Consider the following 13,855-nt stretch of genomic DNA (forward strand, 5'->3'; position numbering starts at 1 on the left):
CTGCAAATAAAATAAAAATTGGTAATAAATGTTTATTTATACACTTATAAAAAGTCCTCTTGATGTAATTTTTCCAGGGTTAATTTAGTACCTTCATGAGGTGGGAATTTAACCACAAATACTGGATTTATGCTAAATTGGATTATTGGGATACTCATTTAAATACTTATTGATTAAAATCTTGCTTTCGCTATCATCTGGTTCTGTTCCTAAATATTTATATTCCCAAATCACTAGCTGGTCATCAAAGCTATAATCCGTGTCAAACCAATTTGTATAATCATAATGCACCTTCAATTTGCCATCCCTATTAACAGATAGCGTAAAAGAGTACCAAAGTTCTTGCTGATTATCTTTAAAAACGTTTCTTAATCTATTACTTAACTCAAATAAAGTTCGATCCTTTACTTTATAGAATCCTTTATCAATATCGTATTCACAAGGAATTTCTAAACTATATTTATAGTTCTTTTCATTCTCAAGGGTATTATAAAAAAAGTAAGTGCCTCCGCCCGTTTCGGATATTTGAGCGTAAAAATAAATCTTTGTCCATTTGGTAGGAATCATTTCATTCACTGTTTCAGAAATTTCTCTATAAATTTGATTTATTTCTGTTTCCATACTCAATATGTTCGACCACCTAACTGTTTTTCCAGTTTATAACGCGTTCCTTACTGTACCATCCATTAATGTTTCTCTATAACTATTATAAACCACTACAATAAACTCATCATTACTCTTATCATAAAATACTAAAGTACTAAATACTTTCTCTCTACTTCCTGCATTGCATTCTTTACACTTCAAATACTAACTTTTTACTCCAACATAAAAAAGAATTCGACTGTTTTCGAATCCTTTTCCCAATTTAACAACTTATTTCCTCATTTTTTTGCTCTTAAGCAATTTGTACCACCTGCCTGAGAGACAATCTAAACCCAATCAATTTTCAGTCATCCTTTGCTTTAAATATTCAGCAATCTCAGTCTGCCCAAACTCTCTTGCATATTCATAGGCATTCATATTTTTGATATTTTCTCCCATGTATCTAATGGACACATCTATTCCTTTTTGTACTAAATATTTAACTACTTCTTGATGCCCCCCATAAATTGCTGCGAACAATGGATTTCTCTTCGCTAAGCTCACATCTAGTTCTGCTCCAGATTCTATTAAATACTTTACTATCTCTAAATTACCGGACCCAGCTGCTAGATTTAACGCAGAAGCATCAAATGTCCCGCCTTGCGTATTAACGTCAATTCCTTTTTCAACTAAATATCGGACGATTTGAAGGTTCTCCTTTTTAACCGCTACATGTAACCACGTACCAAATACAGTCAAAGTATTTAAAACCTCTATATCATCACCTATTAGTTTTTTCACTGCGTTGATATCGCCAGTTTTAATGGCATTTCTTATCAATTTCTTACTATGGTTTCGGTCCACTATGCAAACTCCTTCATTATCATCTACTCGAATAGGATCATTCGGAAATTCACTATCGTACTTTGCAATTAATGCTCTATCTTTTTCTTCACTTGCTTCTTCACCTAGATATTTACGTTTCCAAATTATCATTTGGTCACTAAAACTATACTTTGTATCGAACCAATTCGTATAATCATAGTGTATGTTCAACTTCCTGTTACTATCTACAGACATTGTAAATGAATACCAAAGCTCTTGATGATTATTTTCAAAACTGCTTCTTAATTGATTGCTCAATTCAAACAGTTTTCTTTTACATTTTTTAAATTCTTGTTGATCCACATGATACTCAAACGGGATTTTCAAGCTATACGTAAAACTTTGTGTATTCTGAGGTGTATTATAAAAAAAATAAGTACCTCCCCCAGTTTCTTATATTTGAGCATAAAAATAAAACTTTCCCCATTCTTCTGGTATCATTTTATTCACTGTTTCAGCTATTTCTTTATGTAATTGCTTCATTTCATTTTCCACTTTTAGCAACCTCCGATACATTTGACCTTAATGAAACGCCAACAAAAACGGTCTCATCTGCCACTCTTTTCATGACTTCAGTTCGCTCAAATTCTATACCTGCCATTCTTCCAGATTCAGCTGCTTGATATGTATATCTAACTTCCCTTATGTATTTCGGATTTAGACCTAACTCTTTTCTCTTGTTATAACGCGTTTATTACTCCCTAAGGTTAGTTACTAATTCATTATATTTTAAAAATATCAACCACATCTCCTGGAGATTTATTAATAAGGAGTTCAGGAATGTTTGGATTACTCTTCTTTAATTTATATTTTCGAATATTTGTTAATTCAGGATTGAAAGAAATATCCTGAGATGTAAACTCTAAGTTTATGAGTTTGTTGTAAACTTCCTCTAAAAATTTTTTCCAATTTTCCAAGGGAGAATTTAAAACCTCACCAGGATCTTCTAACATACGATACCCGTCTGCATAATGAAACATCAGTAAACCTGTTCCAAAATCACAAGCTGCATTTTCTAGAATAACTGTTGGCACTTCAAATCCTAACATGATAAAATGTCATCTCACCTAGACTCGTAATTCTTTTTCTACTCATTTCACACGTACTTTGTTTTTTTATTTATATATTCGTTATTGTGTTTCCTATACGATCTGCTTGTAAAATATAAAATAAGTAGTAAGTCTACTTCATTAGAACGAACCTTATACCTCTACTGGCCCCATAAAACCAGTAATAATAAGAATATGTTCCTTCAATTTGACCTTTTTTAAGTTCTCTACTTTTTCTGCTCCACCTAACCCTAATAGAGGTGTATAACCAAAACACTCATCATACTCTAACTCATTGTATTGTTTAAGCGCTTCGGGATAAGGCTGCCAAGATAAATCTTCATCCCTGAATTCTAAATTAGCAATATTTTGAAAGAAAAATTCAAATGTAAACATAATGATCTTTACTATGCCATACCTGTAATTAAGTAATCCAACATATCCATCCGCCCAAATAATCAAGTCTCCCATACTTGTAGCAAACAATACGATTGAATCCTTAAATCTTGGATAACTCTCCTCTAAAATGTCTTTAAATTCCTCTGGATTTACGCTTTTAAAATATCCTTGCATAAATGTACCAAATCCATAATTACCCCAAAAATTTATTACTTCATTTGGTACTAATTCTTTATACTTTTCAATAATTTCACTCGGAACTTTACTATGTAACTTAAAATCTTTTAAATATTGCTCCATTTAAACTCCTCCTCTAATGTGTTAACTTTATATTCAAATACGTATTTTTTAGTTGTTCTGGTGTCATGTTGTTTGCCATTCCCTCGATTTGTTTATCAACAATTTTGATTCTAGACCTCCATTGACTACCTATAGAGAAATTAACCCTCTTATCTCCCATTCCTCCTATTATTTCAGGCCTTCCTCCCGCAACCTGATCTGGATTATGAAGTGCCGCTTGGGTTTTCAGCCATTTTTTCGCCTCTTCCTCTGCTTCATCAAATGATTTTCCTTTATCCATAAATTCGGTAATTTTGTCAGATAAAGCTTCTTCTCTAGCTGTTTGTTGAGCAACATTTCCCTCTATTGCCCTGCCTTTATCAATAAATCGCTCTCGATTTTCCTGGTATTCATGTACGGTTAATTCATTCATACCTTTTTCTTGATCCTTTAACTGTCTTGCAAATTCTTCTGAATCGAATTTAGTTTTGTATTTACATTTCACTTCAATTTCTTTTGTTCTAGGTATATTATCTAAATGCTTGACTTCACCCGTACCCTTTTGAATTTGACGTTCATTCACACGCTCTGCTTTTACAGGCTTTTCAATCATCTGCATCGTCTGCTGCTTCACATTCTGCAAGGTCTCCCTCACCGTCTGCTGGGCAAGCGCTGGACCTGCCGGCACAAGATCTGGCATGAGTCGTGGCATACTGCTGTCTAGGATGTTGTTATACGTTTTATGTAGCGACTGTGTCCAAGAGGCCGGTGCATTTTTGACGCTTTGGTAGGCTTGCTTTGTGACGTTGGCAACGGCGCTTGTGCGAAGCGTGTTGCGCATGTTGTTGAGCTTTTCGGTTCCTTTGGTCGCAAGGCTTTGTCCCATTTTCCCCGCTACCTTCGTAGAAAGCGCCCCAGCTCCAGCAATTCCTAATGCTTGCAGAAGACTTGCTTTACGCTGCTCTTCACTGATTTTATTCCCGAACATGTCGCGTCCGGTCATGTATTCTCCTAGTCCGTTTGCAACTCTTCCTTATTCCTTATCAAGGCGGTTGCTATAGTGAGTTGAGATTTGAAGAGTTTTACATCAGTGAGAAAGGCTTAAATTAAAAGTCTTAGTTGTTCTATAATATAAAAACACACTGATTTTCATAAAATACAGTGTGTTTACTTATAACTTTAATAATTATTTAAATGGGATTACTGGGATACTCTTTTAAATATTGATCTATTAAATTCTTAGTTTTTTCATCTGTTGGTACTTCATCTAAATATTTGTACTTCCAAATCTTTTTCTGTGCTACAAATCCGTAATCTGTATTCAACCAATCTGTATAATCAGTCGTTATATACAAAAAAACTTCAAAAGAATATCAAATATGATGATCTATTGATTCAAACCAAAATGAATTCTACTAAACTCACACATCCATACGAAATTAAAGCTTATTATTTTTCACTTCTTCATACCATTCATTAGCAATATAATTAGATGTTTTACTATCATCATTTGTGTAAACCAACTCGTAATTATATTCAGCTTTAAAATGACCACTCTTCACATCATAAATTAATTTCATCTCTGTCGGCACGTCTCGCTTATATTCTTCACACAACGCTTCGATTTTTTCAATGTCTTCATTTAAAATATCTAATACCATAAATCCTCTTTGCGGGGATGCATCATACCTTTCCTCTCCATCCTCCAATGCATCGTTCACTTGATGAGATTTTACGTACTGATTGTTGATGAGATAAAAGAACTTACTTGAAATAATATTTCCTTCACACGAAGCATACACATAAACTTTGTCTGCTCTGTCCTCAACATATTCCATACAGATGGAAATCATATCTGCCTGCAATTCACTAAATAAATCTTCAAATTCTTTCATCGCATTTTTTACTCCTTAGGTTCATTTTTAATCGTTTTAGAAACGAGGTCACCATCAATAGTATACCTCACTACAAATTTATCTGGGCGCATATCGTTTTCCGCATAAATAACTTCAACATCAACTGTTACTTTTTGGGGAGGGTTTTTCTTCAAAGCTGTGGCCCATTCCTCTTCAATTTTCTTATATTCAATTAAATTTACATCAGACAACTGCGAAACCAAATTATCGATTTTAGGTGAACCACCAAACCTATCTGCTGCCAAATGTCCTGCGTGGTCTTGGCCTTTTATTTTACCTGGTGTGTTTTTACTATGTGATAACCTCTCGGTTCTTGTTGTTAACTGTAAATTTTCTGTTTCGAATTTTACAATTCTACCCATGCTATCTGTTTCGTAAAAGTAGTCATGCTCCCCCGTTTTATACCTAACGTCGGGCTTTAACCTATTTCTTCTCCCATTTGTAAAATGTTCTCCTGATGCAATTAACCTTTTAGATCCACTAGACCTAGGAATACGTTGGCTTGTAGCCTTTGAGATTTGAGGCTCACTCACACGCTCTACTTTTACAGGCTTATCAACTCTCCGAACCGTCTCTACCTTAACCGAATCACCCAGCTTCTCCACATCACGCTTGGACATAAACCTTCCATCAGCTCTGCGATAGCGATTATGAACAGGATCGTAGGTCACCTTACCAATCATCTGCATCGTCTGTTTCTTCACATTCTGCAAGGTCTCCCTCACCGTCTGCTGGGCAAGCGCTGGACCAGCCGGCACAAGTTCTGGCACAAGTCTCGGCATACTGCTGTCTAGGATGTTGTTATACGTTTTATGTAGCGACTGCGTCCAAGAGGCCGGTGCGTTTTTGACGCTTTGATAGGCTTGCTTTGTGACGTTGGCAACGGCGCTTGTCCGAAGCGTGTTGCGCATGTTATTGAGCTTTTCGGTTCCTTTGGTCGCAAGGCTTTGTCCCATTTTCCCCGCTACCTTCGTAGAAAGCGCTCCAGCTCCAGCAATTCCTAATGCTTGCAGAAGACTTGCTTTACGCTGCTCTTCACTGATTTTATTCCCGAACATGTCGCGTCCGGTCATGTATTCGCCTAGTCCGTTTGCAGCCACAAGACCGTAGAGCCCTTTTTCGGTTTGCTCCAGGACTTTGAAGGATTTGGCGGATTTATAGGCGTCTAGGGCGTGATCCGCTGCGCTTAGGCCTTTAGCTGTTTTGTAGATTGCTTTTCCGCCTTTTGCGGCTCTTCCTACCCAGCCGACAACCGGAATGAAGCCGGCTGCTGCCATGGCTCCTGCTGCGACGCGCTGTGAGGTGGAAAGTTTTTCACCCGTAACAGGGTCCACGCCTTCTGCTGCTCGCTTATAATCATAATATCCGCTGACCTCTCCTGTAAAGGTAGAAACCGCGTCCCACGTTTTTTCATACCACGGCTTGTTTGCTTCTTCTTCTTGCTTTTTTTCCAGCTCGTATACTTCTTCTTGCTGCTTGTTGTAGTCAACATATGAAGTGGCATAGTCGTTTAGCTTTGTTTGAACTTTATAAAGCTCGCTGTCGTGATAGGCTTTTTCGTCAAAGGCAAGCTGATAGACACTTCCTCCTTGACTCGTAGCAAGCTCTAAGCCGCTTACTAGCGTATCCACTACCGCATAGAAATCGTCCATTTCGCTGTATTCTTTTGACCATTCAGCGTCAAGCTGGTTCACTGCTTCAATTGTATCGGTGCGTTTTTTCTCTGCTTCTTCTATTTTATCGTTAAACTCACTCGTTGAAAACGCTGAAATAGAGACGATATCGTCAATACCGTTTAAAATACTCTGCAGATCGTCGTGCTGCTGCGCAACCATTTCTTTAGCATTGCTGTTGGCGTTTTTTAGCTCTGTTTCTAAAAATGATTCAGTTACAATCGTGCTTCCTGATAGCTTTGCTTTTTCAGCTTTGACGTGAAGCGTTGAAAAATAGCTTTGCTGCATTTTAATTAAGTTTTCCCACTGTCCGGCCGTATCGACGTGCTGCTTATAAAAAGATTTTATATTGTCAGCGCCTTTTCCTTCTAAGCTGCCTTCTAAGTCTGCTACGCCCTGCAGCGCTTTTTTCAATTCACCCAGCTGGCTGAGTAACTCATCGTAGGCTTTTTCCCTGTCTTTTGCTACATCAAACAGCGCTTTTGCATCGTATACCTTTCCCACAGTCATCCCCCTTTGCTGCTACGAATGGATAATAGATTCGTCTTGTTCTTTTAGTAAGTCTACATTAGATTTTGTATCTTTTACGTTTTTGTTTAGTGCTTTTATATAAGTAGAAATAAGCGTTTGAATTTCTTCTTCGCGCGCTTCCCATTTCTCTGTAGTATCAAGGCTGTTTTTTCCAAGGTCAGGCATTTTGCTAATGGATAAATTTCCAATCGCTGTGCTGACTGCTTCAAGCTTTTTGATAACGTCAGCGTGATCAAGCTTAATTGTCATGAAAACAGCCCCCTTCTAATTTCACTAATCTTGTTTTCTACTGCGTCATAGGCTTCTTCACCTTTAGCTAATAAAGAATCCGCTTCTCCAATAACGGCGTTCAAGCCGCTCAAAGCTCCTTTTTCAGCTTCTAGCGCCCATATCTTTGTTTCAATTTCACGAATGTATCCATCGTAATCACCGTCTAAAATGCCTGTTATGTTGTCGTAGGCTGCCGTACGTTTTTCGTCAAAATCATCCGATAACGTACCCGTCCATTTGTCTCCCAGCTCAGGCTTTTTGATGTGTTCAATTTCTTTTAATGAAACAGCTTGTTCATGCTCAATTTTACTTTTAGCCGTTCTTAGCTTAGAAATTTTCCCTTCTACATCTGAGACTCTTCCAGATACTTCACCCAGCAGTCCGTCTAATACGCTTCCTAACCCCATATCGTTCCTCCTGTTCCGCACATTTCGAGTTTAATCCAATAATTATAAGTATAAAATTTGTCTCATTATAGCTAAATAGGAAAAAACTCTCTTTTTTATGCTTCTAGTTTCATGAATTGAGATAAAAATGAAAAATCAGAGAAAAAAGACTCATGTCTAAATACGTTATCCAACCATATACCGTTATCTAAAACAAAGAATAAGCAGAATAAAACCATTCCTTTGTACCCATACCCGTTTTTCCCCACAAATTAAAGCTTTTTGCGTAAAAAGACCAGCTTCACTTCGTTTTTTTACACAGCAAAAAACCTCTGCACATCCTGCAGAGGTTTTGTTTTATACTTGAACCGGCGTTGGTTCTTCAGCTGTTTGTTCGTGCTGTATAAGTCCGTAGTTTTCCCATGCTCGGCTTTTCCAGCGGAAAAACATAATAACTGCGCGCGTCCATTCATCGGCTGCGATGGCAAGCCAAATGCCAGCGAGCCCCATGTCTAAATGGAAAACGAAGAAATAACCGAGCGGCAAGCTCATCATGACCATCGACATCGCACCAATTAACACCGGATATTTGGCATCTCCCGCTGCCCGCAGCGAGTTAATCAGCACAATGTTCATCGTTCTTCCCGTTTCAAGCACAATGCTCAGAAGCAGCACCGTCGCCCCAAGCTCAATGATATGCGGATTGTCTGTAAACACGCTGATCAGCTGTGTTCTGAATGTCATCACAAGAACAACCATCATCATCGTTACGGCACTGGCCCATTTGACGCTTTTCCATACGCGATGGTACGCTTCATCTTTTTCGTTTCCGCCTACTAAACGGCCGACAATAATCGCTGTACCCATTCCAATTGCAATGGCAAATAAGTAAATGAACATTGAAATATTCATCGCGTACTGTCTCGCAGCAAGTGATTCTGCTCCTAGGTAGGTTGCATAGTATAAAAAGACAATTTGACAGCCTTGATACATCACTTGTTCAAAAGCCGACGGAATACCAATTTTTAAAATTTTACCGATATATTCTTTTGAAAGCGTAATGTAGTATTGAAATTTCACTCTATATTCCATCACTTGATACAGCAGCCAAAAGAACACAATAAGGGCAACAAATCGGCTGAACGCAGATGAAATTGCTGCTCCTTGCACGCCCATTTCCGGAAAGCCGAACTTCCCGAAGATTAAAGCATAGTTTCCTGCAATATGAAAAATGTTCATTCCAAGTGAAACAAACATTGCCTGCTTCGTAAAGCCGTGTACGCGAATAATCGCTGCAAGAGAGTTAATAATCGCTTGAAGAAAAATAGCTCCTCCAACGATGGATAAATAGCTTTGTGCATACATCAGCACGTCACCTTGTAAGTTCATCGCTTCCATCATATGTCTTGAAAACAAAAGAAAACCCGCGCTAATGACTAGCCCGACTCCTAAATTTAACGTAACGGCCAAAGCAGAAATCTTTGACGCTTCCATATACCGTTTTGATCCTAAATACTGAGAGACAACAATTGCCGCCCCGTTACCAATGACCTCTAACACCAAAATCGCAATGTGAAGGTATTGATTGGCTGCTCCGACTCCTGATACGGCATCATCCGACAGCGCACTTAGCATAAAGGTATCAGCAATCCCCATTAACATAAAAAGAAACACTTCTAAAAAGATCGGCCACGTTAAGAAAAACAAATTCAGCTTTTCTTTTGGCCCTTTTTTTGTTTCGACCGCGGTCATCCCATCACCTTCTTTACCGATATCCAATTTCAAACAAGAAGTATCTTACCACACATTTCCTTTGTATACATCCCCTTTTTAGCACATTTTTTATTTTATTTGTTTAGGCATAAAAAAAGCCGCTCCCTTAGAGGAAGCAGCTTTTTTTCCGTTATTAAATTGAAATTTTCACTTCCGCATTCATACCTGGAAGAACTTTATCTGATGCGTCATCAATTGAAATTTTCACCGGTACTTTTTGCGTTACCTTTGTGTAGTTTCCTGTATTTTGAGCAGGAAGCATAGAAGACACTGAGTTTGTTGCGCGACCGATTGCTTCAACATGGCCTTTAAAGACTTTACCTGAATCTCCGTCCACTGTAATGTCGACGCTGTCTCCTTCTTCTAAGTCACCTAGGTCTGTTTCTTTAATGTTTGCATTGATGTAGATTTTAGATAAATCAGCTGTTTGTGCTAACACATCGCCAGCTTTTACTAATTGATTTTGAGATGCGTTGTTTTTAATAATTGTTCCGTCAATCATAGACGTTACGTCTGTTGATTTGTCGGCTTCTTTTAAGCTTCCAACAGAGTCACCTTGAGAAACGCTATCTCCTTCTTTTACATTCCATTCGCTTAACTGACCGTTAGCTGAAGCCATAACTTGTGAAAGCGGTGCTTCTACCTGCGCTTCATCGATTTTAACATAATTTGCTTTTTCGTAGAAATAATATCCACCAAAGCCTACTAGTAATAAAATCACAATGATTCCAACAATGTTAGTAACCAATAAACGACTTTTACTCATAGGAATTCCTTCTTTCTATAGTTAGTATATTATACAGATGCTTCTTCTGTTTGAGGTGCCGGCAGCATTTTTCTTTCTTCTTGCGGCTCAGCTTTTTCTTGCACCTCTTCTTTTTGAACAAGAATTCTATTTTTACCGCTCCACGCTTTACTTAGTGAAGCAATGAGCATAATTACGCCTAAAATACCAAGCATGAAAAATAAGTTGTGATACGCATGTAAAATCGACGCTTTTTTAGCGCCTGCTACAACAGCCGTCACAGCCGATGTTTTTGCATCCGCTTGACTCATTCCCATACCCATATAGCGTTTAATCATTTCAGACAGCTGCAGCTTCACCTGAGGATCTACTGAGCTAATTTGACCTCGAAAATCTTCATAATAAATCGCGTTTTGTCGAACAACAAACCATCCTATTACAGGTGCTATAATGGCTCCTAGTAAATTTCGAATGGAGTGCAGTGAAATCGAACGCATGGAAGCTTGATGTAAATCTCCGGCTAGTGCCGCTCCTAGCGCGCCAGATACCAGTGCCATACTAACACCCATACCAAAGAGCATAATGTGAATATACAAGCTCACTAGTGATGTATCAGCTGATACGTTCACCCAGCTGAATCCCACAATGACAATAAGAAGTGATCCAATCGCTCCAAGGTAGCCTGGGCCAAACTTGTCATACAAAAATGTCGTCGCAAATGCTGAAATCAGTACCCCAATAAAGAAGTACAAATAAAAATAAGAAAGCGTGGTGTACGATGCATTTTGCACATTTTGCATGACGCCATTAATACCTGCAATGGCTAGAATATACGCCATATGACCGCCAATTGCCATAATTGTACCTGCAACTGGTTTTACGGCTAGCAGCGATTTTAATGGTACTAACGGATTTTCAGCCGCTAAATCAACTAAGACAAAAATGACAACTAATCCTGCTGCAGCTAGTAAGAACGGCCACACTTGAATAGAAGCAAATCCTTCGTATCTTAGTTCATACAGTGGATACACCAATAAAATCATAATAAGACTAAGAATAAAGATACTTTTCTTATCCACTGATCGATCTTCTTGCTGAGTTGGATCATGAGCAGGTAATACCTTATATCCAATAAACAGACAGACAAGAGAAGCTATTATTCCTAAAACAAAAACCCAGCGCCAATTATCCATACTAAGAGATACAGCACCTAAAAAGGCTCCAATCGCCGTTGAACCGAACAGTCCGCCGATTGCTAACACTAAAAAGAAGTTTCGGATTTTATTCGGAAACGAGATCAGCGCAGCTGGAATAATGGTTAAAAACAGCATTCCTGAACTTAAGCCTTGAATCAAACGACCAAGGGATAAAAACGCAACGTTTTCTGAAAAAACATTGATAATTGAACCCGCTAAAAAGACCAAAACGAACGTTAAGTATGCTTTACGCACGCCATATTTTTTCGTGAGCATCGGACCAATCGGTACCCCAAGTCCAAATGCCAAGTTAGAAATAATAGATGGCAATAGTAAGCTTTGTGTACTCGCATCAAATCGATTTTGAATCAATACTTGATTGACCGTGTAAGATAAATTCAAAAAATACTGAGGACCAATTGAAAATAGCGTTAAAATCGCCATAATCAAGTATTTAGGTACGCTTAAACCTTGTTTGTCGGAGGCTACTGCTGGATTATTCTGACTCATATTTATTCCTCCTTTTATTAAATTCTTTTCATATGACTAACAATTCCTTACATATTTTATTGTACAAGTTGTATCATGCAAGTTATAGCAGCACTACATATTATACATCTTTTAAAGAAGAAATCAACTTCTTTGTTTCAACTTAAAAAGACTATTTTTCAATAGCCTTTTTGTTCATCTATATGTATTCGCTTTAACATCCATTACTGCGCCATTTTTTAAAATCGAGATTCAAGCGGGATAAGCTTTTTTCCAGTGCTAAAATCTCTTCTTCCGACCAGTCTTCCAATACTTCAGCATAGGCTTGTTTACGCTTGTTTTGTACATGCTGCAAAATATCTTTTCCTGAATCCGTCATTTCAATTAAACTAATTCGCCCGTTTTCTGGACTTGGAAAGCGGCGAACAAACTGTTTGGTTTCAAGCGCAGATACTTGCCGGCTAGCTGTAGATAAGCTTAGCTTTAAATTTTCAGCTAATGCATTAATCCCGAGCGGACTGCGCTGATCTAGCTCGCTTAACAGTAAATATTCAGAACGGTCCAAGCTTCCAAGCTTAGGACTGTGCGTCGTTGTTAGACGAACAAGCAGCGCAATTTCGTGCTCAATGGTTTGCAGCGAGTCTCGCTTCACCTCTGTCTCCCCCTTTATCTCATAAAACATTCTGTATTTTTTAATATGTTTACTATACCGCAACCGTTCGCGTGAACCAACCTTTTTTCCGTTTTTCTTCTATTATATAGAAAGATATCATAGATGGGGTACATTTAATTCTAGCATCACAGGACAGTGGTCGCTTCCCATTACATGCGGATGAATAGCAGCTTCTTGAGTAACGTCTTTCATTCTCTCCGATACGATAAAATAATCAATGCGCCACCCGATATTTCGTTCTCGCACTTTGTTCATATATGACCACCAGGTATAGGATCCTTCTTGATTCGGATATAAATAGCGGAATGTATCAAGAAATCCGCTAGCAAGAAGCGTCGTCATTTTCCCTCGCTCTTCTATGGTAAAACCAGAATTTCCTCGGTTTGGCTTCGGATTACGCAAGTCAATTTCTTCGTGTGCTACATTTAAGTCTCCGCATAAAACTACCGCTTTACGGCTATTTAATTTTTTTAAGTACACGAGCAGATCATCTTCCCATTGAAGCCTTTCTTCAAGCCTTGCTAAGTCTCTTTTAGAATTTGGCGTATACACATTTACTACATAGCATTGTTCAAACTCGAGCGTAATAATACGTCCTTCGTCTTCTGATTCTTTATCCACACCGTATGAAACGGATAAAGGCTTTTGCTTTGTAAAAACAGCCGTTCCGGAATACCCTTTTTTCACGGCATAATTCCAGTACTGATAATATCCTTCTAGCTGCAAATCAATTTGGCCTTCCTGCAGCTTCGTCTCTTGAATACAAAATACATCCGCATTCACTTCTTGAAAATAATCTAAAAATCCTTTTCGCACACAAGCGCGAATGCCATTTACGTTCCACGAAATCAACTTCATAAACTCTTCACGTTCTCCTCACTCGATTTATGTATCAGTGTTTAGTGTAGACAATTTCTTGCATGAGTTCAAATAATTTAAAGCGTATACTTTTCTTTTCAAGGTATTCCTGATATTTCTTCTTATTTTATTTTCTGTACCTCAAACA

General features: G+C 38.1%; 14 protein-coding genes and 2 pseudogenes. All 16 read right to left on the reverse strand.

All coding sequences use genetic code 11. The features are described 5' to 3' along the window. Window positions 1-132: 132 nt before the first annotated feature. Complete coding sequence (locus tag ACFX4G_RS19135) at window positions 133-621, reverse strand: immunity protein YezG family protein (protein WP_377576358.1); 489 nt, start codon at window positions 619-621, stop codon at window positions 133-135. A gap of 321 nt (window positions 622-942) precedes the next feature. Beyond that, the gene (locus ACFX4G_RS19140) at window positions 943-1,449 is read right to left on the reverse strand and encodes an ankyrin repeat domain-containing protein (protein WP_377576361.1); all 507 of its coding nucleotides are present in this window, start codon (window positions 1,447-1,449) and stop codon (window positions 943-945) included. Window positions 1,450-1,479: 30 nt separating this feature from the next. After that, a pseudogene (locus ACFX4G_RS19145) lies at window positions 1,480-1,965 on the reverse strand (immunity protein YezG family protein); the annotation flags it as partial. Between the two features lie 227 nt (window positions 1,966-2,192). Continuing rightward, window positions 2,193-2,513 (reverse strand): annotated as a pseudogene (locus tag ACFX4G_RS19150) (DUF4274 domain-containing protein); the annotation flags it as partial. Between the two features lie 159 nt (window positions 2,514-2,672). Next, complete coding sequence (locus tag ACFX4G_RS19155) at window positions 2,673-3,218, reverse strand: T6SS immunity protein Tdi1 domain-containing protein (RefSeq protein WP_377576206.1); 546 nt, start codon at window positions 3,216-3,218, stop codon at window positions 2,673-2,675. Window positions 3,219-3,231: 13 nt separating this feature from the next. After that, entirely contained in the window at window positions 3,232-3,702 is a 471-nt protein-coding gene (locus ACFX4G_RS19160) for a polymorphic toxin type 15 domain-containing protein (RefSeq protein WP_041816698.1), read from the reverse strand. 685 nt (window positions 3,703-4,387) lie between these two features. Further along, a complete protein-coding gene (locus ACFX4G_RS19165; RefSeq protein ID WP_080518339.1) occupies window positions 4,388-4,552 on the reverse strand; it encodes an immunity protein YezG family protein in 165 nt (54 codons plus the stop codon). Between the two features lie 84 nt (window positions 4,553-4,636). Then, a complete protein-coding gene (locus tag ACFX4G_RS19170; RefSeq protein ID WP_013057379.1) occupies window positions 4,637-5,092 on the reverse strand; it encodes an immunity protein YezG family protein in 456 nt (151 codons plus the stop codon). An 8-nt stretch (window positions 5,093-5,100) separates the two neighbouring features. Further along, the gene (locus ACFX4G_RS19175; RefSeq protein ID WP_377576211.1) at window positions 5,101-7,290 is read right to left on the reverse strand and encodes a T7SS effector LXG polymorphic toxin; all 2,190 of its coding nucleotides are present in this window, start codon (window positions 7,288-7,290) and stop codon (window positions 5,101-5,103) included. A gap of 18 nt (window positions 7,291-7,308) precedes the next feature. Then, the gene (locus tag ACFX4G_RS19180; RefSeq protein ID WP_013083474.1) at window positions 7,309-7,566 is read right to left on the reverse strand and encodes a YwqI/YxiC family protein; all 258 of its coding nucleotides are present in this window, start codon (window positions 7,564-7,566) and stop codon (window positions 7,309-7,311) included. Continuing rightward, window positions 7,563-7,994, reverse strand: a complete 432-nt coding sequence (locus ACFX4G_RS19185) for a YwqH-like family protein (RefSeq protein ID WP_377576214.1) — start codon at window positions 7,992-7,994, stop codon at window positions 7,563-7,565. Before ACFX4G_RS19185 ends, ACFX4G_RS19180 begins: the two co-directional genes overlap by 4 nt. Before the next feature lie 336 nt (window positions 7,995-8,330). Further along, complete coding sequence (locus ACFX4G_RS19190; protein WP_014459767.1) at window positions 8,331-9,725, reverse strand: MATE family efflux transporter; 1,395 nt, start codon at window positions 9,723-9,725, stop codon at window positions 8,331-8,333. A gap of 154 nt (window positions 9,726-9,879) precedes the next feature. Then, window positions 9,880-10,512 (reverse strand): biotin/lipoyl-containing protein, encoded by a 633-nt coding sequence (locus tag ACFX4G_RS19195; RefSeq protein ID WP_377576217.1) that lies wholly within the window; start codon window positions 10,510-10,512, stop codon window positions 9,880-9,882. 29 nt (window positions 10,513-10,541) lie between these two features. Continuing rightward, window positions 10,542-12,197, reverse strand: a complete 1,656-nt coding sequence (locus ACFX4G_RS19200; RefSeq protein WP_377576220.1) for an MFS transporter — start codon at window positions 12,195-12,197, stop codon at window positions 10,542-10,544. A 193-nt stretch (window positions 12,198-12,390) separates the two neighbouring features. Further along, window positions 12,391-12,828, reverse strand: a complete 438-nt coding sequence (locus ACFX4G_RS19205; RefSeq protein ID WP_043982995.1) for a MarR family winged helix-turn-helix transcriptional regulator — start codon at window positions 12,826-12,828, stop codon at window positions 12,391-12,393. A gap of 117 nt (window positions 12,829-12,945) precedes the next feature. Next, the gene (locus ACFX4G_RS19210) at window positions 12,946-13,707 is read right to left on the reverse strand and encodes an exodeoxyribonuclease III (protein ID WP_230184216.1); all 762 of its coding nucleotides are present in this window, start codon (window positions 13,705-13,707) and stop codon (window positions 12,946-12,948) included. Between the last annotated feature and the right edge of the window lie 148 nt (window positions 13,708-13,855).

The organism is Priestia sp. YIM B13486, from assembly GCF_042787865.1.
Taxonomy (GTDB): Bacteria; Bacillota; Bacilli; order Bacillales; family Bacillaceae_H; genus Priestia; species Priestia megaterium.